This is a genomic window from Streptococcus sp. HMSC078H03 (assembly GCF_001808655.1).
Lineage (GTDB): Bacteria > Bacillota > Bacilli > Lactobacillales > Streptococcaceae > Streptococcus > Streptococcus salivarius_G.
Genome location: NZ_KV794099.1, coordinates 3,719 through 27,802, shown reverse-complemented (window position 1 = coordinate 27,802; position 24,084 = coordinate 3,719). Strand labels below are relative to the sequence as shown.

Annotated in this window: 9 protein-coding genes; all 9 read right to left on the bottom strand. The window is 42.4% G+C overall.

Translation table 11 applies throughout. The features are described from left to right. Positions 1–2: 2 nt before the first annotated feature. Positions 3–1,541 carry an accessory Sec system protein Asp2 gene (gene asp2 / locus HMPREF2607_RS04885; RefSeq protein WP_070476191.1) on the bottom strand — a complete coding sequence of 513 codons (1,539 nt, stop codon included), beginning with the start codon at positions 1,539–1,541 and terminating at the stop codon, positions 3–5. Beyond that, entirely contained in the window at positions 1,528–3,099 is a 1,572-nt protein-coding gene (asp1, locus tag HMPREF2607_RS04880; protein WP_021143847.1) for an accessory Sec system protein Asp1, read from the bottom strand. The genes asp2 and asp1 overlap by 14 nt, the downstream gene beginning before the upstream one ends. A 100-nt stretch (positions 3,100–3,199) precedes the next feature. After that, complete coding sequence (secY2, locus tag HMPREF2607_RS04875) at positions 3,200–4,426, bottom strand: accessory Sec system protein translocase subunit SecY2 (RefSeq protein ID WP_021143846.1); 1,227 nt, start codon at positions 4,424–4,426, stop codon at positions 3,200–3,202. Positions 4,427–4,520: 94 nt separating this feature from the next. After that, positions 4,521–6,614: a glycosyltransferase gene (locus tag HMPREF2607_RS04870; protein WP_021143845.1), complete on the bottom strand. Its 2,094-nt coding sequence runs from the start codon at positions 6,612–6,614 to the stop codon at positions 4,521–4,523. Between the two features lie 384 nt (positions 6,615–6,998). Continuing rightward, positions 6,999–10,178 carry an SbcC/MukB-like Walker B domain-containing protein gene (locus HMPREF2607_RS04865; protein WP_070476189.1) on the bottom strand — a complete coding sequence of 1,060 codons (3,180 nt, stop codon included), beginning with the start codon at positions 10,176–10,178 and terminating at the stop codon, positions 6,999–7,001. Next, positions 10,175–11,383: an exonuclease SbcCD subunit D gene (locus HMPREF2607_RS04860; protein ID WP_070476187.1), complete on the bottom strand. Its 1,209-nt coding sequence runs from the start codon at positions 11,381–11,383 to the stop codon at positions 10,175–10,177. The genes HMPREF2607_RS04865 and HMPREF2607_RS04860 overlap by 4 nt, the downstream gene beginning before the upstream one ends. 183 nt (positions 11,384–11,566) lie before the next feature. Beyond that, positions 11,567–15,211, bottom strand: coding sequence for a mucin-binding protein (locus HMPREF2607_RS04855; RefSeq protein WP_021143842.1), 3,645 nt, complete (start codon positions 15,209–15,211; stop codon positions 11,567–11,569). 459 nt (positions 15,212–15,670) lie between these two features. Further along, positions 15,671–21,826 carry a ZmpA/ZmpB/ZmpC family metallo-endopeptidase gene (locus HMPREF2607_RS04850; protein WP_070476182.1) on the bottom strand — a complete coding sequence of 2,052 codons (6,156 nt, stop codon included), beginning with the start codon at positions 21,824–21,826 and terminating at the stop codon, positions 15,671–15,673. 456 nt (positions 21,827–22,282) lie between these two features. Further along, on the bottom strand, positions 22,283–24,084 hold a 1,802-nt coding region (locus tag HMPREF2607_RS04845), incomplete at its 5' end, for an SspB-related isopeptide-forming adhesin (protein WP_148130149.1).

Sequence of the window (24,084 nt, the reverse complement as noted above, 5' to 3'; positions counted from 1 at the left end):
TCTTACTCCTTCCTTCCAAAATCATTTTCTAAAATCATACGGTAAAAATTAACAAACCAAGTTGTCGCCGTATAAGAATCATCGTTGTGTCGACCTGACGTTCCCTTGCTGAGAATCTTAGCCCCTGAATAATAGAGAGACTTGGTAATGTCCTCGTAGGCCGTCGGATCCATATCCTCGTCTTTCATGTAGGAAAGACCAAAAGTTGTATTTGAGAAGTCTGCTTTTTCAAATTTATCCCAGAACTTCTGGTTAAGGGCCTCGACACCTTCATTGTCCAAGCGTCCTGTCTGCAAATGCAAGACATCAATTCCTGTTGGGAAAACCTCTGGCGCCAAGAGTCTGGCACGATTACCGATAGTACCAACATTGGCTAGAGGCTTAGACATGATGATGGCGTGAGGCTCAAAGTCCGCACCATAGTACATAGATGGGAAGGTTCCCATAGACATTCCTGAGAGAATGAGCTGACTATTGTCAAAACCTAGGTAGTCCAAATAATGTTGGATGGTGTCTTTAATGCTATTTTCAAGTTCTTCAGTTCCCATATAGAAGGCTCCCCCTTGGAGACGAGGGTCTGAAAAGAGCAAGAATGGCGTTCCCATCCCCTTCATCATTCCGAAACCTTCGAAACCTTCGGCAGGACGGAAACCTGAGAAGTAAACTGACAAAGGTGGCTTGAAGTCCCCAGGATAAAAGAAATAGTTGATTTCCTGACGCTTGCTATCGTGGAGAATGCCACCACCAAGTACAAATTTCCCGAATTGGAAACGGGTCAAACGTTGGTGGAGCCCACCGATTGTAATCTGACCTTGGCCTTTCATCTCAAGACTAGCAGACAGGAGGAAGGTCGTGTCCTCATCAAGGACAATGGCTCCCTTGCGCATTTCTTCTTCTGAAACGATATAGGTCTTGAAAATCCCTGCGACCGAACCTTCTGGCAAAAGATTGAGAATCAAGCGACACTCACAAGTCTCCTCTTTTTCAAACTCCAACCAAAGCTCGATAGGATTTTCCTTGCTGGCTCTGACATTATAGGTCCAGTCCAAGACAGGACTGAAATCTTGACCATAATCACCATTTAAAATGACATTTTCATAACCATGGTAGGTCACTTGGCCAGTAAAATTGGGGTTAACCTGGGTCGTGAAAGGAAACATCTTATCCCCGTATTGCCCTGAAAAGAGCGCTTTTGAAAGGGTAAAGAGCAACTGCCCTTGATTTGAAAAATCAGTTGGCACGGCGCATATTTCCTTGATGAACTGAGCTAGAATCTCATCTGTCACTTCAATCGTTTGATCAAAGAAAATAGTATGAGGAATCAAATGTTCTTTAATAGCCATCAATTCTTCAAGACCTGCAAGACTGTCCACAATGACAGCTGTGAAAGTCTTGATTTCGTCTTCTTCGATGGTTTCTTGCAAGGTCTCAAGCTGACCAAGATTGCAATAATACCATTTCATATTTTCAGGAATTTCCTGATTTTCTGACCAGTTGGATGACCCAACTTGTAGTATTTTCAGGCGATTATCCTTGGTCATTCTGCTCCTCCTTCAACCAATTTTCCCATTTTTGCACCAAACGGTCTCCCGTATTTTCCTTAATTTTCTCAATAGAGTAGATAAGGGAACGGTTCCAGTTGTTCAACTGTCCCAAATAGTAGTAAGCCCCTTTTTCAAAATCGGACAAGTGCTTCAAGATATAACCATTCTCTTGGTGGGTCACATACTCAGACGCCACACGGTTAATTTGTGGAATACCAGCACTAATTCCAGCAATCTGTGTATAACGATTAGGTTCCTTGCTCAAGTCGACAATGAGTCGTGTAAACTGAAGGGCCTTGATAAGGGCAGTCTCGTCACGCAGGTCTTGGAAAGAAAATCGGCTGACGATTTCATTATTTTCTTCCAATTTATTTTCTGCACCACTACTTTCAACAACCTCTTCAAAGGCATCTGGACTCAATCGTTCTTCAATCATTTTTTCCACTTGATTTTGCAGGCTACCAAGTTGCTCTGGATTGGCATTAAATGCTCCAAATTCAACCTGTGTCTTAGGATACTTAGCCACAAAAGCCAAGACCTGATAAATAGCCTCTAAATCCAACTGATCGAAGTCAACCTGATAAAAGATTTTAGACTCTTTGACACGTTGACTGGTTCCCAAAGCCAAACGGGTATCGAAAGAAGCCATGTGTTTGAGTTTCTTAGCCTCTTCTGGATAGGCAACCTGAAGCTGCTCCAAGTAATCGTAACGGTCAGCAATCAACAAGTCCACTTGCGGCAGAAAGACTTCATAGGTATCAATACTATCGTCCTGATTACGTTCTGCGAACCAAGTCAAAATCTTAGTGTTGTCTGCTGGCAAATGTTCAAAGAGGTGCTTGTTATGGCGTAAATCTGAGGCAATAACAAAACGGTCCTCTGCTTCTACCTTTTCGTCCAAGAATTTAGTCAAAAATTCCCAGATAACTTCTGAAAGATTACTGTAGTAACTCTTATTAAAACGACCTTCCGTACGAGGGTTGGCTACAATTCCACGGCCATCAAAGAAATGACAGAGTTGCCAGACTCCCTTGGCATTAAGATAGTTTCGATAGCTTGGTTGTCCACCTTCATAATAAAGACTACTTGAGATAAAACCGCGGTCATCGTAGATGTCTTCGCGAATGATTTGCTCATCCTTATAGTAGCGAATCATGCCAATAAAGCCTTCTGAGCCAAACTCAATCTCGGCATAACGCTTGTGTTGGCATTGCACCACGATAGCAAATGGTGTGTGAACAAAGGTAGCCCCTTCTGGCCATTCCAAATCTGTCACTTGAAGATTTTTCATATCTTCATCAGTGATACCCTGAATCAAGTCAAAAATAGCTGTATAGCCAACTTCCAAGACATCATGACGATGCAAGAAATAACGCAAATGTGGTTGGTAGGCCAAAAGCAAAAGCTGAGGGGCTAAGTCCTCATCCTGAAAGATACGAACTTGGTGCAAGCTGTCATCAAATTCAATTTTTTGGCGGATACGGTACCAAGGATCAATGACCGTCTTCCAAAATTCATCCGTCTGTCCATACCAAGCTGGAATAAAATAATACATGAGTTCTCCTTCATTGTCTTTTCATCACAATACTTGAGATTGAGGGGCAGACCGATCACTCATCACCAGCCTGCCTCTCAACCCCACAAGGGGTGAGAGTTTATACATTTTCAAAAAGTGGGGTGTAGGAAGTGTTAAGCTTCAAGGCTTTCATTTCCTCGTTAACATTGTAAATCATACCGCTAAAAATCAAGAATGTCCCAGGAATCATACTCAGTTGTAGGTAATCTGGATTGACCAAGATAATCAGCATTGGAGCACCTGCCATAAAGAGCATATAAAGGGCACCGATAAAACCAAGTCTAAGCACCAAATGGTTGATATAGGCACTAGTTTCTTGGCCTGGATAAACACCGTAGATATACTCACCTGACTTGCGCATTCGCTCAGAGATTTGCTCACCAGAGACATTAACGAAGGCAAAGGCTAACCCTAAAACGAAGAGCATGACCAGATAAACAACCAACCAAAGAGGTTGACCGACCGTCAAGGCCTTGATGGCACCACTGGTCCACTTGTTTTCAGGATGGATAAATTGAATCAGCATAAAAACATACTGCGGAATACTAACCAGCGACATGGCATACATGAAAGGCATCCCTCCGGCTGGATTCAACATAATATCCAAGTAAGAATACTGTTTAAAGCGGTTATGAATATTGATTTTATTGATTGAGATACGGTATCTAGCCCTCTGTACAACCCCTGAAATATAGAGGAAGACCAAACTGAATAGAATCAGAGGAAGCAAGACATCCCAACCGATACCTAGCTTTTCAATACTATCCATGATTTGATAGGGCAGATTGGCCATCATACTTGCCATCAAGATGACAATAGAACCCCCAATCCCAAAGAGGGAGTTGAGGTCTGATAGCCAAACCAAGAAAAAGGTCCCCGCAATCAATAAAATGGTATTCATGAAAATGGCGAGACTAGCATTAACCCCTGAAACGATAGGTAAATTCAAGGATACTGCCAAAGATTGAACAATGGCAATCCCCAGGGCCAAATACATGCGTCTACGGTCCTGAATCTCAATGGGGAGATTTTTCAAGCCCATTTTCTTAGAGAAAGAAAACATCTGCCAGAGAATCATGGCCGACATCCAGGGCGACAAGCCCACTGAAAATAGAGACATGGACCTGAGGTTCCCCCCCATCATGGCACTAGAGAAAGCCAAGGAACCTATGGCTCCCCCAAAGATATTTGCATTTTTCAAATCCACAAACGGTAGAACCAATTGATTTCCCAAACAATAAATAAAGAGGAAAAAGAGGGTCCATAAGACACGTTTGGTGATTATCGATTGACTAATTTTTTTCACTATTACTCCTATTTCCTGCCCATAGACAGGCTGATGTTATTTCGATTGAAACGAGACAGAAACGCCATTTCAGCCTACTTATCCAAGCAAAGGATTACAGGCTCTTCTTACGCATTTGGCGAATGGTCTCAGCCATCTCTTTCCAACGATCTCTTGAGTAGGTTTGTTGGTTATGCTTGGTTGACTTGAGGTCCTCAAACCCTAAAATCGGTTTATTTTCAAACCTAAAGGCATCAAGAATCTCCACTACTTTTCTTCCTGGATTAATATCTAGAAGCAAGTCACTGGTACGCAACAATTCCAAATCTAGCCCATTTAAGCCCGCAATGGCTGAGTAAACCGTCACATTTGGATAGGTAATTAATTGGGCCAGTTTATCTGCCACATGCTGTCGAGAGGCAATTTTAAACTGTACCTTAGGAAGAGCCGAGATAAGGTCCGTCAAATGCGGAATTTCTGAAATGTTGGTATAAACCAAACAAGTAAATGGACGGCCCTTAGGATAAATCATGTCCTCTGAAAGTGGCAATAAAGCGGCATTTTCAGCAACCCCTGACCAATCCATTTGAGCATAGAACCACCAAACCTCGCGATAAGCTTGGCAAGCCAATGGTAACCAAGGCTTACGGTGTGAGGCATAATGCACAACCTTAGGATAGTCTTGACCATTTGGCAGATGGAAACCAGCTAAACTAGACTTGGTAACCGCATAGTTGTTGTCAAAAGACAAGGGCAACCAGTTGTTACGGAAGACCATGTTTAGAATGGACTGCTCTGCAAATGGTACCTTATCATGCCATTCGCTAGTCATGTCAATAAAGTGACGTCTCATGTTGTACTGCTTCCAATAAGCCGTATCAATCACCATGAATCCTGCATCAAACATCGCCTGGCGGTCCTGAACCTGAATAGCATAATCACGCACGGCAGCCAAAGGTCGACCTTGCAAATCAAGGGTAAAGAGGTCCTCTAGAGAACCGGTAACCACCATGTCACTATCCAAATAGAGGGCCCGTTCCTCAGATACAAAGTCCGCCACAAAATAGCGAAGATAGCTTGCATAGTTGCTATTAGTCTTGTATTGCTTGATATGACTACTATCCACACGACAGTTAATCACTTCACTACCAAAGGCAGCCAGATGACGGTTTAGTCCTCTAAACCACTCTTGAGAGAAATCATCGTTAATCAAGTAAAAACGAATGTTGCGATGATGGAAAACGATGGATTTGATGGTCGTAAGCACTTGGTCAACATAAGTATAGTTAGCCGCAAGAACAATAGCACGCTTTTTAGTCTCATAACGTTGAGGAGCTAAACTCAAGACCTGGAATTTCTCCTGAATGGAGCGGTAGGCATCAGAATCCGTGAGACCTTGCTCCTCCACATTTTTCAAGCAAGCCTCTAGCATCTGACGGTAGGTGACCATGTATTTCTCCAGAGGGAAACCATGACTAGCAACAATAGCCAAGCGTTCTTCCATGGCATAAACCAAGGTCATCATCCAGTCTTGCATCCAAGTCGCTGATGGCATCTCTGGACTCTCACGATATACATAAAGTCCCTTGTTGAGATAAACCGTACGCTCACTCATGAGATAGGCTTTAAGGTTGAAAAAGCCATCCTCCCCTGCATGCTCTTTTGGAAAAAGCAAGTCATTAAACAAAGAACGTTTGTAGAGTTTGCCTGTCGCAGAAATCAGAGCGATGTTAATGTTATTGGTTTCTTCAAAGAGACCATCAATAATCTGAGCCGGTGAATAAACCTGCTCATAATAATCTTCATCTTTGATATAAAAATAAAAGAGATCTTCCGATTCCTTATAGACACTGTAATTGGCCACTGCGATATCCGCCTTGTGGGCCTGCAGAGTCTTATAAAGTTCCTCCAGATAAGTAGACTCTACCCAATCCTCAGCATCCACGTAGGTGACGTAAGCTCCCTTAGCCTGACGAATACCAATATGGCGAGCATCTGAAAGCCCTCCATTATCTTTTTTAAAATAGAGGATACGAGAATCCCTAGCAGCATAACTACGGCAAATGGCATCACTATTATCTATTGAGCCATAATTGATGAGAATAATTTCAAGATTTTGATATGTCTGACCCAAAACACTGTCTAAACAGGTCTGGAGTTGATTTTCTACATTGTAAACGGGAATAATTACGGAAATTTTTTCTGTCATTTTTTTATTTCTTATTTTTTCTAGCTAATACATTTTTTATTTTCCTGTCTCAAACTTTCATAAGATAGCAAGGAACAGTCTAAGAATCTGACAAGCATTTTACGGTCACAAGATTAAAGATTGTAAACACATTCTATACACTTTTTCCTTGATTTTATCGAGACTTAACCATATTAAATTATAACATAGTATCACTTAATTTTCTAATAGATTAACTTTTTTATGAGGGGTTTTTTTCAAATAAATTTCCTTTTATTTTCAAAAAAAAACTGATAGTTAGGAAGATTGAAATAAGCGGATAGAAAAAGAGATAGCCCCGATGAGAAACTATCTCTTAGAATAATTAAAACGTTTTGACGAGAGTTCTTAACCCCTTGACTTCTCTTACCCCTTATCCACAATCTTAATACTGCTACTGCCATCATGCGACTTGATGATAGCTAATTGTTGGGCGATGCCTTCTTTCATGTCGTCCACGTGACTGATGACACCGACCACACGGTTTTCACCGATTTGTTCCAGAACAGCGATGGCTTTGGTCAGGGCTTCCTTATCCAGTGAGCCAAACCCTTCGTCGATGAAGAGAGCTTCAACAACAGCACCCTTGCTAGTATTTTGCACCACCTCTGAGAGGGATAGGGCAATAGCCAGTGCAGCGATAAAGGTTTCTCCTCCAGACAAGGATTTGACGGAACGCTCGCTACCTGTCAGCTGGTCATAGACGTTGATGTCCAAACCAAAGTGATCACGCGCCCTACGACCTTCTTCACTCAGAACAAAGGAATAGCGGTTATCCATTAAGAGACCGATGTAGTTGGCATTGGCATAGTCCAAGATTTGTTGGAAATACTGACGGATAACATAGACTTCAAGATTGAGTCGTCCAGTTAGTGCTGTATTTTCTCCCTTGACCACCTTAACCAGATCACTGAGTTCTTGGTGAGCTTTAAAGGCCTCTTGATTACTGTCTTGAAGGGTTTTGGCCGCTTGGTAGGTAGCCGTTGCATCCTTAAGCCCCTGCTCCATGACAGAAACCTGAGCCAGTTGCTTATCATAGCTCTCCTGACAATCCTCTACTGCTTGTGTTAGATTGCCAAGGTCCGGCTTTTCTTGGTCTTCGATAAGCTCTTGACCCTTGACAATCTGCGCCTGCAACTCTTGTTTAAGAGTTTGGTAGCTTGTCAATTGAGCCTGGAGCTCAGGGATCGCTTGCTTGTTCACCTCAAGAAGCCAAAGCTGGATTTGCTCTAGGTCATTGGTGAGGGCCCCTTCAGCCATAAGACTTTGGTTTAGTTCAGCCGATAAACGCTTAGTTTCTTGGCTAGCATTTTCTTTAGACTTGGTTAGGCTCTCAAGTTGCCCCCTGATTCCTTGAATGTCGGCATGAAGTTGGTTGTAGGCTTCACTATTTTCCTTGACTTGCTTATTGTAGAGGTCCAACTCCTGCTTTGCTAGGGAAATACGTTCTTGATAAACCTCAACAGATTCAAGCTCTTGATGAGCTTCTTGTAACTCCTTAAGACGTTCCTTAGCTTGGTCAAGCGCCGCCTTAGCTTCTTGATAGGCTTTAGCCAAATCTATCGATTTTTCCTGAACCTTGGCTAACTCATCTTGATAATGGAGACAATCTGCCTCTTCCTTATCAAAGCGTTTGTGTAGCTCTTGATAATACTGTTCAACCTTTCGGAGTAAGGTTTGTCCACAGTCTGCTTCATAGTCCTCAGCAAAATCAAAATCAAATTGTCCCTTAACTTGCTCTTGGAGTTCTAGATAGTGTTTTTCAAGAGTTAACTTAACTTTAGCTACTTGGTCAAGCAAATCTTGACGTTTAGATTCAACCTCGCTCAAGGTAGCCTGACGATTTGACAAGGTAGCCACTTGCCTTTCTTTTTGAGCTTGAAGTGCCTCCACCTGATCCATGAGTTCCTTCAAGGCTGCTTCATCCGCTTGTGTCCCATCTACCTTAGGATGGTCAAACGAACCACAGACCATACAGGGCTGTCCATCTTCTAATTCTGCCTGTAACTGAGCAATCATGAGCTGACGTCGTGAGGCTAGAGTGGTTGCTAACTGGTCTTCCAATTCCTTGAGACTTTCTTGAGCTTGGTCAATATCCAAAGATAACCCTTGTTGACGTTTTTCCGTCTTGGCCAACTCCTGATTCAAGCCCTCTATCTCTTTTAGGTCCTGAGCCAGTTGCTTATCCACACTGTAGCCCACAGACTGGAGGAGTTTTTCGGCCTCATGCAAGCTATCTACACTAAGACGATTAGCTTCCAATTCTGACAAGGACTGGTTGAGGAGCTCAATCTTTTTCGACGCCTGTTGATAGGTTTCTTCCAACTGCTTGTAGTTAGTACGTGAACGTTTGATTTTCTCCTGCTCTCGGACAAGACTCTGAGCATAGATAATATCCTCTTTCCAAGTTTCAAGCTCCTCTTCTTTTTGAAGAGAGTCCTTAGATTGAGCTGCGAGTGCCTCTTTTTGAGCCTTAACTCCCTCAAAAGCCTGCTGCTTTTCACTCAATTCTTCCTGAGCGATTTCAAGATCCTGCTCTAATTGCAATAACTGCTTCTGATACTGCTTCAAACTGCTAATGGTTTCCTGCAAGCCTTGGGCAAACTGTAATTCGTCCAGATGCGCTTTCGCTTCTGCCTGTTCCTGAGCACCTTCCTCAATTTCCAGACGGTAACGCTCCTTGGCTTGCTTCAATTCTTGGAAAATCTTTGCCAAATCTTGGGCAGTTTGCAAGCTCTTCTGCAGCTTAGCCAAATCCTCATGGGCATCCTTCAAGATGCTTTTCTGCTCTTCAAGATTATCTTGCCGTTGTACCAAAAGTTCTTCAAGACGTGCCAATTTTTCAGAAGCTGGCGTTTGGGTCAAGACTGCTAATTCCTCCTCAGACCAGACCTGACTGGCAAAATGGCCATCTAGCTGAGCTTGGCGCTTATCCATATCCTTATTGCTCTGACGAAGACGCTCTTCCAAGCTCTTTTGAAAACGGTCAAAAATACCCGTTCCAAAGATTTTCTTCAAAATTTGGGTCTTGGTCTTGGAATCTTCTTTCAAGAAACGGCTGAAATCATTTTGCGGAAGGAGAATAATCTGTTTGAACTGCTCGGCATTGAGTCCCAAAATCTGCTCAATCTGGTCACTAACTTCCTTGATCTTATCCCCAAGTTTTTCAATTTCCTGACCACCAATCTTATCCACAATGACTAGAGAAGCCGTCGCTTTTTGCATAGTAGTGCCCCCACCTCGCTTGGCTCTCTCCTGCTGGAGCACTCGCTCAATTCGATAAAGATGCTTGCCTTGTTGGAAATAAAAGGTCACCTTGGTCAAGTCATCCTCTGGACTAGCAAAGGTCGACCGCATCTCCTCGACATTACGATCACCACTAGTCGTCGCAAACAAGGCCACCGTCATGGCATCAAAGAGGGTACTCTTACCAGCCCCCGTGTCCCCACCAATCAAAAAGAGGGGAGCGTGGTCAAACTGGGTGAAATTGATGACTTCCTTACGATAAGGTCCAAAATTGGTCAATTCTAACTGAACTGGTCTCATTGTCCACTCCTTCCAATCTCCTCAAAAATACTTTCCACAAGGGCAGTTTGTCTCTCAGACAAGACATCGCCCCCAGTCACTGTCTGGTAAAAATCAGAGACAATTTCCTGAGGCGACTGCATTTCCAAATCTTTTAAGTGCTGATCTACAGTCAAGCTTTCTTCCCTGACATCACCCAAACGACTGAAAGTGATTTCTACAATGTCTGTCCCATAAATCTCTTCCAGACGGGCACGCACATTGATTCCCTCTAATTCCTTACGACTGAACAGTTGAATATCAAAGGCAAACCAAGCCTTTTGACAAGGCTGCTCCTTATAAAATTCAGGTGACATCAAGGTTTCAAAAGGCTCCTGCAAGGCCAAAATCGGTCGTTTGACCTCTAGAGGATGGAAGGTCTGAGACAAGTCTCCAGTTGCATCCAAGTCAAGAATATAGACACCTTTTTCTTCCCTACGCTTGGCTTCTTTGACATTAAAGGTGACCGGACTGCCTGAATATTGCACGCGCTGGCTCGGACTGGCAAAACGCGTATGGATATGCCCTAAAGCCACATAATCGAAAGCCTTAAAAAGGTCACTGGTCACATTGGTAAGCCCACCCACCGTATTGCTAGTTTCAGACAACATCAATTCCCGTAGACTTTGACCATCGCTATCATCCTTCTTAGAAACTGCAAAATGCGCCACCAAGACATGGGCCTTGTCAGGATCAAAAGCTTTTTCCATATCCTCGAGAATATAGGCCAAGGCATCACCAATCCCCTGAATTTCCTTATTCTCATCGTCCTTATAATAAATACGGGCATCAATAGGATCGATAAAGGGAAGGAGGAAAATCTGGCAAGCCTCCAACTCAATAGGCTCAAAAGCCTCCTCCAAACGTGTGCTTAAATGAAGACCTTGATGTTGAAAAAAGTCTCGTCCAAAATGCAAACGTTCAGCACCATCGTGATTGCCACTGATAGCATAGACAGGAATCTGCTCCTCCAAGACCAAGCGGGCCAAGGTCTTATTAAATAGCTTAATCGCATCTACAGGCGGCACCGCACGGTCATAGAGGTCTCCCGCAATGATAACCCCATCCACTTTTTCGCTAATAGCCAAATCCACAATCTGTTGAAAGGCCCACTCCTGCTCCTCCAACAAAGACCAGCCATTGAGGGTTCGCCCCACATGCCAATCTGACGTATGTAAAAACTTCATGACAGTCTCCTCATTCGTTTTGTCTTACTCTATTGTACCTTATCAAGCTAAATACTGCTTAAAAGATTCACAAACCTTGGGAGATTCCGTGAATTTTATCCGCAGACCAAAAAATCTCTCCCGAGCAAGTCACTCGAGAGAGATTTTATTTTTGGATTTTATGAGAGATAAGGTTTGGAAATCTTAGTCTTGGTTTTTACGACGATTCATAGCCGCAAGTCCTGACATGAGTCCCATGACAACAACACCCATTGCTGCAAGGTTGTTATCTGACTCGCCTGTTACTGGCAATTGTTCATCGCCTTCTTTAGCTTTATCAGAACCATCTGCCTTCTTACCATCTTTGTTTCCAGATTTCTTCTTATCTGAACCTTTACCATCTGAAGCGCCATCGGCTGCTGAACCAGATCCAGAACCCTTAGATCCTTTAGAACCGTTTGAAGTTGCTTTGACAGCCTTAGATGTTGAGCTTCCAGATTGTCCGCCATTACCGTTTGATGGTGTTGAGCCATCTTCGACTTTACGGTAGATGTAAGTTACGACTGTTTGACCTTCTGTCATCTTGTCTGTAGATTTACCTTCTTGACGGATCAATTCATATTTCACACCGTTACGGTAGATGTAACGGTCACCATGAACATTAACTTCTGAACCAACAGAGTTAGTGATCACAAGTGGCATCTTGATTTGGTTACCATACTCGTCACGATAGATAACAACGATAGTACCAACTTCTTTGTTAACTGTCGGTTTAGCAGGTTCTGCATTAACCACCTTGTAAACAACCTTTGTATCTTCACCAGGGTTGCTTGGTGTCACACCAGTCTTATCAGCCTTGTAACCTTTCACTTCAGGAACAAGTGTCATAGCAGCCTTAGTTGGATCGTTAGGATCATTTGTGTAAGTAACTGCTTCAACACCTGGGATTGGATTCCCTTTTTCGTCAACGGCAATAATCTTACCAAATTTAGTGTAAGTTACAGTCTCAACCTTGCTGTCCATAGTGACATCTTGAGAAGCCACACGGCCTTTATCGGCGAAGTAACCGTTAACCATTGGTGTAATCACGAGATCAAACTTAGTCTTATCTGCCTTCCATTCACCAGTTGTAAGAATATCACCTGTTACAGAATCAAGCGTCAATGAACGTTTCCATTGTGCTTTCTGAACACTATCTGCTGGCAATTTAGCATCGCTATCTTTGCTTGCATAGTGAACAGTATATGTCACATCTTTAAGGTAAGCATCCTTAGCTGGCCATTTTGGACCGTTTGGTTGGTTAGGATAGATTGGTGTTCCTGGTTCGTGAGCATTGTCTGGATTAAAGTCAAGTGCTACACGTTTGAAGCTTACTGTCCAAGCTTGGTCAACTGTGCTATCCAAGTCAAAGCTTGCACCAGCTGGGTAACCATCTGTTACAAGGACATAGCCAAGGTCTTGATAGTGTTTGATACGTTCAGCTGTTGAATAGTTAACCGCTTCACCAGACTTACCAGCCAAGGCAACAGTTTCAAGGGTTGAACCACTTGTTTCATCACGGTAAACAACACTTGCTTTTTGATCGTTCTTAACGTAAACAACCTTAGTATCGCTAGACAAGTCACCTGGTGTTGCAGGTACTACTTTAGCAGTGTAACCTGGGATAGTTGGCAAGTTCTTGTCAACTGCAATCATCTTAGTTGGATCGTTAGGATCATTGATGTAGGCAGTATCTGACACACCTGCAATTGGATTCCCATTTTCATCGACAATGACAAATTTACCAAAGGCCTTATAAGTTACGGTGTCAGTTGCTTCTGGAGCATCTGTAGTTACTGTCTTACCACCTGCTACCGCTTTATCTGCAAAGTAACCATTCACAACAGGAACCTTAACTGTACCGTAAGTGTGGCTAGTTTCATTCCAAGTCACCTTACCAGTCGCTTGGTTATCCTTACCTGCAAAGGTATAGTCAGATTTCACATCTGCAGCTGGAGTTTTATCGCCAGCACCTTGGAATGTAACTGTTTGTTTCGTCGCCTTAGTCACATCGTTAACGATTGCTACGTAAACGACACGAGTGTCTTCACCTGGATTTGATGGTGATGCAGGGATAACCTTAACAGTGTAACCAGGAATACTTGGAAGCGTCTTGTCGATGGCAATCATCTTAGTCGCATCATTAGGATCGTTCGTGTAGGCAGTTGTCGATACACCTGGAATTGGATTGCCATTTTCATCCACAGCGATAAATTTACCAAAGGCTTTGTATGTCACTGTGTCTGTCACATTTGGTGCATCTGGAGTAACTGTCTTGCCACCTGCTACGGCTTTATCGGCATAGTAACCAGTAACAACTGGAGTTTTGACTGTTCCATAAGTGTGAGTCGTTTCAGTCCAAGTTGTTGTATTAGTTGTAGGATCTTCTTTACCGTTAAAGCTAAAGTCATTTTGAGTGTTAGCAGCTGGTGTCTTCGTATCAGCACCAGTGTAAGTCACTGTTTGACTTGTTGCTTTTGTGACATCTTTAGTGTCTTTTTCAACGATAATGTGGTAACGGTAACCTGGAGCTAGGTATTGACCACCACCATTGGCATCAATTGAAGCGTCCAAACCTTGTGAACCGTTAGCAAATTGAACAAGGTCAACGACACGGCTTTGGTTACGGTCCCAAGCACGTTCTGAACGGATTGTTGCAATACCGTTGTTATAGTCGTACTGACGTTCTGACTTCAAGACATCTACGTAAGCATTAGCTTTAGATTTGTCAGCAGAGGCATATTTGATGCGGTATCCTGCTGGTACTGGTGGAAGTTCTGTTACACCAGCATCATAAATTTTATTGTAGGTCTTACCGTTTGCTGTGATTGTTTCAGTTGAGTTATTGATACGGTAGGTTGAAGATCCAGGAATCTTGTTTCCTGCTTCATCAACATAGTCAATAATACCAAGGTTGGCATAGTTAACAACAACCATGTAACTACCGTTTGTAATGTAGTCATAAGGTCTCATTACTCCACGGTTATCACGACCGACTTTGAGGTGGTTGATGTAATCAATGTTAACAAAGTATTGTTGACGTTCTGGCAAATAAGCAAGTTTGTAGCCGAGGTTTGTCAAGTCAGGGTTTGTTGAGCTTGCTCCAGCATTTGTCAAAACAGCAACCGCATCAGCTGTACGAAGGCTACGGTTTGATACCGCAAGTCCCATAGCGTTGATGAGATTTTCAGAGTTAAGGCTTGCTTCAGCAGCAGTCAATTCACTGCTTGTCACGGCCAACTCACTAGTCGCTACTTTAAGGACGCTATTTACAGCATTGGTTGTAGACTCTGCGCTGGCAGTTTCTGCTGCAGTCGCAACTGAAGCGGCTGCACTTGTTTGTGCTGATACTTGACCAGCTACAGGAGCTTCGGCTACTGCTGTTGAGCTAAGAGATTGTGCACTAGTCGCTACAGATGAAGCAGTCGCTGCTACAGATTCAGAGCTCGCTTGCGATGCAGCCTGAGAAGCTGCTTCTGAACTAGCTGCTGTTTGACTAGTTGTTGAAGTTGCTTGGCTTTCTTGAGCTGCTGATTGTGGCTGTTCACTAGCCAAAGCCACAGTAGAGACTGAGCTTGGTGCGTTTTCTGTTGTTGCTGGCGCTACTGATGCTGTTGTTGGCGTTGATTGCTCCACGACTACATCTGGCTCAGCAGTTGTTTCCATACCTGCGGTAGTTGGTGCTACCGTTTCATCAGCTTGGGCACCCTGTGCATTTGAGAAGATTGAAACTCCCAAAAGGACAGAGGCTACACCAAAGCTGTATTTTCTTAATGAAAAACGTTGGCGTTTATTAAACATATCTCTCATAATAATAAATTTCCTCAATATCCAAATTACTTTATATACAGTTTCCATTTTATACTATAATTATTAAATTGTCAAATATATACTAATAATTGTGTAAAAGTTTAACTTTTATTAGAAAATATTAATTTAAAACTTTTATCTAAGTCCTTTGAAACTTCAAATCGTTCGTGCTTTTATTTACCACAATCCTCTGTTTTGTTAGTTCTATAATTTTCAAAATACTTTCATATCAAACCATTTTTCATTAAAAACGTTCATCACCCTAACCTTATTTTTTAGTTTTGGTGATATTTATTAAAATACAAAATACTCTCCCTTCAAAAAGAAAAATTTTTTAACAACTCAACTCACAGTTCTCTCAACCCCTTGCTAATACTGACATAGAGACTCCTTACTACTCCTTTTTCGAACAAACTCAAAAATCCCTTTGGCATTTACCAAAAGGGATTTTTTCATCTATTATTTGAAAATAGAACTTGTGAAACTATCTGTCTCTTGTAGGAGTTTCTTATAGACAGCTTCTTTAAGTTTAGTCGTATGGCTTGTTGACACCGATTTATTACCGCTATTATCTGTTTTAAGACTTGCAGCATCTTTGGCTACTGCCGCTTTAAACAAGGCCAACAAATCATCGTAAGAACTTACAGATGTGCCATCAATAGCAACTGTCGTCAAACCATGGGACGCTTTTTCTTTCACTTCTTTGAAGTAAGCCTTCTTGAAGTCTTCCAGGGTGTTGAACTGGCCATCAGAAATCTTGTTAATGATAAAGTCATCACCAAGGGTGTTCTTGCCAGCTGCTTTGGCTTCTTGTTTATACTTGTTGGTCGCATAACCTAGGAAGCCTTTTTCATAGCCGTAGTAACCCCAGAGTCTGAAAGTATTATGCTTGAAGGACATAGCACCTGGAGAGCCCTCACTGGTATTACCACCATAAATGGCAGACATCATAGGCACATTGACATAGGCAGAAGAGAAATCCTCAGGTTTATAAACACCATTTCCAGGTCCACGATTGGTCATGAAGTTATTATCTACAAGGTCATCAATAGAGGTCAAATTAATAGCCTTTTCACTATCACTTAAAGCACGAACCTTGTCGTATTGGTTTTTACTATTACCTCGTAGCTGTTTATCTACCTTCTTGAACCATGCGTTATTGAGCTCTTGATTTCCTTGGCTGAGGACCGCTTCCCCTTCAAGGGAGTCAAGAAGCATAAGGGTATCGTTGTAGCCCTTCATGTAACGGTCGATGGCTTCACGCGACTTCAACTTGTTTGGATTAGTGTTGTACCACTGATTACCATCGTTTTCTCTTTCAAAGGCCATGTTAAGTCCCAAGGCCCCATATTCACCTTGATGCCCCTGAGTAGCTGGTGATTGCAACATCCCTTGGGCATAGGCTTCAACGTCTGTTCCTTCACGACGACCAAAGCCTCCAAAGTAGGCAATACGGTCATTGATATGAGTTGTTTCATGAGTGAAGGCCGAAGCACCGTACTCACTAATCATGTTAGACATGACAAAAGTAACTTTGGCACGATTATCGTATGGATTGTCGTAGATGGCAGCATAGGCACCGGCCATGGCTCCGTTATCACCATAGTACTCACCGACTGGTCCATAGATTTCACGGATTGGCGCATAGACTTCTGTACTGTTCTTGAATTGGCCGTAGCGCTCTGGCCAACCTGGCCAACCATGACCCCAGACGTAGAAACCTTCCCAGACTGGATTGACAATGTCTTTGAACAATTTGTTTTTGACATTATCCGCAGCCAATCTTTGCCAGAAATCAAGATAGTTGATTTGACGTTGAGCGGCTAGATCAATCTCAGGTTTCAACTTCTCTAAGCTTGTATTGTACTTGTTAGCCGTACCATAAGACATGGTGTCATAGGTAGAAATCAAGAACATCTCTGTCTTATCAAGGTTCAACAATGGCAAAATCATCTTGCGGTGGAGACCACGACTAAGGTTATCATAAACACGATACTTGTGCTCACCGACACCTTCATTTTGAGATGCCTTCTCAACAACGTAGACCTTATCCTTAGCAGCATCGATGAACCAATCATTCATATTGTCGATAGTGGTAAAGAGTTTTCGGTTGTAATTAAGGAAGTCGGTCAGATCACTAGAAAGGGTACTTTTGGCGAGAACTTCACCAAAGGCATCGTAGGTTCTTGAACCACTGATATTATTTTCCTTAGAGCCAATCTCAATCAAACGGTCAAGGACATCCACATTTTTACCATAGAAATCTGGTTTGAAGAGCATGATTTCCTTGATATTAACATCATCAAACTTCACACCATAGTAGCGATTCAAGTAAGTCAAACCTAACAAGAGGGCCGCTTTATTTTTCTCAACCTTGTCAAGAATCATTTGTTGGGCAGCTGGTGATTGGTTAAGCTGGTGGTCTTCATTTTGAACCAGCTTAGTCACCAGGTTAGTTAAATTAGCCTTAACAGCGTCAAAACTTTCTTCCAAGAAGAGGTTCTTGATAGCATTGACCTTGTTTGGACCGGTACGACCAAGTTTTTGGTAAATCGGATCAGACTGCAACTCAATCGGTTTCAGGATATCAACGATACCATTGATAAGACTTGAGTGGTCTTTTTGAACGATGTTCGGAGTGTACGCGATACCCAAATCAGCAACAGTGTACTCTTTAACATTGCTCAAACCTTCTGAACTCTCTGAAAGCTTGAAGTAGTCTTTGGTACCATCAGCATAATGAACAATAATCTTGTTAGCATCGCTTAGATCTGTAACAAAATTACTGTCTTTCATTGGTGTCACTGAGAGCACCTCTTTGGTATTCAAGTTGTGGTCTTTAGCCAGTTTATTTGCTTGATAGACAATATAATCTTTGTTATAGAATGGCTGGAATTTCTCAATATTCTTGTAAGCCTGCTTGTATGCTGGCTTATAGTCTTGAATATTGGCAAAATCAGCTTGACTAGAAACATTGTTAAGAGTATTCAACGCGTAAGGCTCGCTAACAAATGTATCAGCTGTGATGTTGTAACCTTCAACACGCTTGTCAGCTTCTTCCTTGGTCAAATGTTTGAGCTTATTCGGACTCTTAGTATCTTTACCAGTACCATCTTCGGCCGAGCTGTAACCAACCACACCAAAGAGATCTTTGATGTATGGGCCACCGTCTTCATCATTGACATCGTTAGAAGCAAAAATTTCTTGACCTTTAATAACCTTAGCATAGGTCACATTATTTTGAACAGCGCCGTAAGGCCATGTCTTAGCGACAATACCACCGACATTCCTTGTGTTTTTAACATCAAGAACACCTTTAGCTACTGAATTGGTTACCTTAGCCTTCGTTCCTGATTTCCAACTGTTGAGCATGTAAGTGACAAATGGCACCAGCATACTTGCGTTAGCATTTTGAGCTGTAATAGTCGCATCCACATAGGCTCTGTTGACGAATCCCATGTAGTTTGAACCAGCAATCCCACCAACTGTTGAGTTATTACCAACAGAGTTGATTTTACCGAGAAAGGCAACATTTTCAATCTTGCCATCTTCATCAATCTTATTGACAATACCTGCAACGTCATTGTTACCAGTCACTGAACCAGCCACCTTAACATCTTCAATCAGACCTTTATTTTTAAGGTTAAATCCAAGCGTCGCGATTTGATTTTGACCAGAGCGATTGATGTCTACATTTTCAAAGTTGATATTCTTGATCGTTCCGCCATTGATGACATTAAACAATGGATGTTCTAAATCATAGATGGCATAGCGTTTGTCACCATCACTGAGCAACTTACCAGTAAATTCGGTCGTAATGTATGATTTACCGTTTGGAACGACGTGACGAGCACTCATACTTTGTCCGAGCCTAAATTCACCTGAAGGATTAGCCTGAATGGCATTGACCAACTCAGCAAAATCGTAGTAAACATTGGCTTGGCTAGCCTGAGGTTTCTCAATGTAATAGCTATAGGTTTGAGCAAAATGGTTTTGGGCATCACGTTGCACCAAATTGTCCGCTGCTGCAGTTACCTTATAAACCGCCTTGCCATCAACTGTTGTTTCTTCGATGGCTTTTACTGCCAAGTAAGTGGTCTTCTGATTCGCAGAAGTCATCTTCAAGTAGTAATTCGTGAGATCCTGAGGTACAGCTGCCAGACGAGTCTCATCCACTTCTGTTTGATTGTCATACTTAATCAAATCTGTACGTGCAAAATCTTTAAGCTCAACCTTCTTGAGATCCAGTTGGAGAGTTTGGTCTGCCAAAACCTGATTCTCCTCACCATTGCCACGATCATAGGTCATGGTTGTTGTGAGGGTATATAGCTTGTAATAGTCTAAGTTTGTTAGGTCAGCAGTCAAGGTCGTGCTAGGAATATCAAGCGTTTGGACAATCTGTCCGTTTTGCTTGAGGACCGCTTTAATAGTCGTGATAGCTGCTGAACCTGGATTCGTCAAGTTGTAGCTAAGTTTAGCACTACGACCCAAATCATCCTTGTCAATCTGTGTCAGCGTAAGCACTGGTTTTTCAGACACCTTGGTCCCTTTGTGAACGATACGATCTTGAACAGGAACTAGCACGGTTTCAGTGACAGTTGGTGCCTCAGACGTCTTATTCCCTTTGTAGATCTTATAGACTTTGGTGATTTTGTTTTGACCTTTTTGACCTTCTTGAACAACCTTTAGAGTGCCCTTTTCAAGACTATCATCTTCTTGGACAATCTCTTTAAATGGAAGCTCTACAATAGACTCTTCCGTCGTTGTTCCATCTAGAGGTTTGCTGCCACGACGAAGCTTTCTAGGTTGTGGCACCTCAATAACCTTACCTGATACAATAGTTGGCTCACCAACCTTGACACCATCAATGGTTTGGTAAATTTTCTGGATTTCTTGGCTACCTTTTTGACCTTCTTGCTCGACAACCTCTTCATCCACATACTTGCTATCATCAGTGATAACTTCGATAGGATAATCGATGGCTTGCGTTTCAGTCTCTGTGATACTACCGACAACTGGGGTATGAATAGGATTCTCGGGTTGGACAGCCGCCTCACCTTCGTGACCTGATTCTTGGGTACCCTTGGCTTCCAGTTTGCCAGTATAGTCTGGATTAGCTGGTTGAACAGCTGCTTCGCCTTCATGACCGGATTCTTGTGTACCCTTGGCTTCCAGTTTACCAGTATAGTCTGGATTAGCAGGTTGAACAGCTGCTTCGCCTTCATGGCCTGGTTCTTGTGTACCCTTAGCTTCCAGTTTGCCTGTGTACTCTGGATTTGTAGGTTGAACCAACGCTTCACCCTCGTGCCCAACTTCTTGGGTACCGTTAGCACTGATCGGTCCAGTGTAATCTGGGTTAGCTGGTTGAACCACTGCCTCACCTTCGTGACCGATTTCTTGAGTGCCGTTAGCACTGATTGGTCCTGTGTACTCTGGATTAGCTGGTTGGACCCATGCTTCACCCTCGTGACCAACTTCCTGCGTTCCATTAGCACTTGTAGTATCGCTACTGATTGAACCTGTGTACTCTGGAGCGACAGGTTGAACAGCAGCTTCGCCTTCGTGACCAACTTCTTGGGTACCATTAGCACTGATTGGGCCCGTATATTCAGGGGCAACAGGTTGAACCAAAGCTTCACCCTCATGACCTACTTCTTGTGTTCCATTGGCACTAATCGGTCCAGTGTACTCTGGATTTGCAGGTTGAACCAAAGCTTCACCTTCATGACCGACCTCTTGAGTACCGTTAGCACTGATTGGACCAGTATATTCTGGATTTGCAGGTTGAACAGCTGCCTCGCCTTCATGACCTGATTCTTGCGTACCTTTAGCACTGATTGGACCAGTATACTCTGGATTGGCGGGTTGAACGAGAGCCTCGCCCTCATGACCTGGCTCCTGAGTTCCTTTTTTCCAACTGATTCCCTTACGATCCTTATCAGCTGTCCCCTGACTAACTGTATTATCTTCTTTTATTGAAGACTCAAGTCCTTTGATAGTATTCTCCAAAGGTTGTTCAAGCTCTGGCTTAGCTGAGTAACGCAGATAACCGACATACTCATAACCATCGATTGCAATAACACCCTTGGCCAAATCTGCTTCAGTTGAAACAGCAAGAGTCTGATTATAGGACTGTAACTCCTTGTTTTGCAAAGCAAGAACCTCTATGGGCACAAGTAGACTTTGCCCTGCGGCCCCAATCAAGACCAAACCAATAATTTTCTTTCGATGTTTTTTTGAAAATAGCAACACAGCCATAGTCGCTGTTGCCAATCCCAAACCTGTCGCTGCCCAGTCAGAACTTCCTGTCTGAGGAAGAGTAGCTTGACTGTCTCCCTTACGTTTATAAACCAGATAAAAAGTGTCCTCATTTTGATATTCCTTAGGAATAGCATGTACCACTTGCTTCTGCTCTTCAGCTGTTAATTCATTTTCTGTGACATAGGCCATGTGTACCGATGCATCCGAAGTAACCTGGTCTGCCGAAACTGGTTTAGACACGAAAAGACCACCTGCTAACAAGAATGTCCCGATAGCAACTGGCCCTACACCTACTGACAATTTACGAATGGCGTATTTTGTCACTTTTTCAAAAACATGATTTGCTTGTTTCATTCAAAATCTTCCTATATGTTAATCCTTGTACCCCAAGGCACGTCAAAAAAACGAAGACGTTATTGAAAAAACACGCACTCTATACATTTATTAACCTTCTTCCGAAGTCTATCATATCCTTTTTTTAATCTTTAAGCAAGTATTTTCTCTAATTTTTAATCAATATAAAAAACGAATTATGATTAGTAACTAGATCCTCGTGAAAATAATCAAACCTTTTCATATAAGCATTTTCATGCATATCACTATTTATGGGAATTTCCCCTATAATCTAAGTTACTAATATTTTTTGAATAAACCTCTTCACCTTTTGAATTTTTATCTAATTTTTTAATATAAATAAAAACTGTCTTGTAATAGACACAAAAGAGACCCACCCCTATCGGGGTGAGTCTCTTTTTCGAAAACTGAAATAGTCTATCTAACTATGTTGAGGGATTTAACCTATGAACTATCTTAGTCTTCTTTTTTGCGTTTTCCTGCCAAACCAAGTCCAGCTGCCGCAAGGATTCCTCCGAGAGCCATAGCTGCCATAGACGCATCATCACCTGTTTCAGGGAGTGCTGGTCCTTTAGGAGCTTCTGGTGTAGTTGGTGGTGTCACTGGTGGAACCACTGGAGTTGGAGGAGTCGGTGGTGTTGGTGGTGTTGGTGGTGTTGGTGGTGTTGGTGGTGTTGGTGGAGTCGGTGGTGTTGGAGGAGTCGGTGGTGTCACAATATTGTTGAACTCAGTATCTTCTGGCAATTGAGAAGTTACTGTCAAGACTTTACCGTCTTTAGTTACTGAAACAACGACTGTAGCAACCATCTTATCGTAGGTAACAGTTGCATCGTTACCTTGTACTTCTTCTACTGTGTAGACGTGAGTACCTTCTTCACCACGTTTGTACTCAAGAGCTGAGAACTTGATCTTACCGTTAGCATCATTGCTTACAGTTTCAATCACATTACCCTTACTGTCTTTAAGTACGAAACTAAACTCACCAGCTTTAAGTTCACGACCTTCAAGTTTCTTAGTGAATTCAAACTCAACCTTAGTTGGGATATTGACTACACGTTTTTCTGTTGGTTTTTCTGGTTTTTCAACAGATTTCTTAGTTGGGTCGTATTGGTGAACGATTTGTGACGCAGTATTTTCGATGTCTACACCATCTTTAGCAGTGCCTTTGATAGTTGCAGGAATATCGAACTTGTAGTAGCGTCCGAATGCCAATTTGGCAGTATCGATCACTTGAGTATTTTCTGCATCACCGAGTGACTTAGTAAGGTCAGACTTAGATGTTGCAGTGATTACACCATTTTCAACCTTGATGTCAAACTTAGCTGTCACATCTTCTCCTGTTACAGAGTCGTATGCTTTAATATCAGCAACATTGATGTTCAAGTTTTCGCTGTCATATTTATCTGTAACACCTACAGATTGGATATTGTGAGCGTCAGTGAAGTTAGTTGTGTCGAGCCATACTTGGTAGACAAACTTATCACCTTTCTTGAGTGTCTTAGTATTGATATTTTCAGCTTCGTTGTTAGCTGTGTTGTCAGCATAAGGATCCTTGTTAGTATCGCCTACTTTATCTTTCAACTCAGCATCATCGTCAACAAGTTTCATACCAGTGATATCGAATTTCTCTTTAGAAACAACGTATTTCTCTGGTTGGAACTTAGGTTTTTCTGGTGGACGAACAGTGTTGTTAAATTCTTTGTCTGCTGGGTCGTTCACTTTAGTGATAAGAGCTTTCGCTTTACCATCATGTGATACTTCAACAGTGACAAGAGCTTTCATACCGTCGTATTGAACAGTACCGTCAGTACCTTTAACTTCTTCTACTGTGTACTTGTAAGTGCCTTCTTGGCCTTTCTTGTACTCAATAGGTGAGAATTTAACGTTACCTTTAGCGTCATTGCTTACAGTTTCAAGAGTCTTACCTTCTGAATCTTTAAGCACGAAGCTGAATTCGTTAGCTTTAAGCTCACGGCCTTCCAAACGTTTAGTGAAGTTGAATTCTACTGAAATTGGAACACTGTTAACACGTTTTTCAGTTGGTACGTTTGGTTTTTCAACTTTCTTAGTTGTTGGGTTGTAGTAGTTAACAACTTGGGCTGCTGTATTTTCGATATCCACACCGCCAGCGACGTCTGCTTTCACTGTTGCAGGAATATCAAATTTATAGTAGCGACCAAACTCGAATTTAGTAGTGTCGATAACTTGAGTGTTTTCAGCATCGCCAAGTGACTTAGTGAAGCCATCTTTAAGGTTAG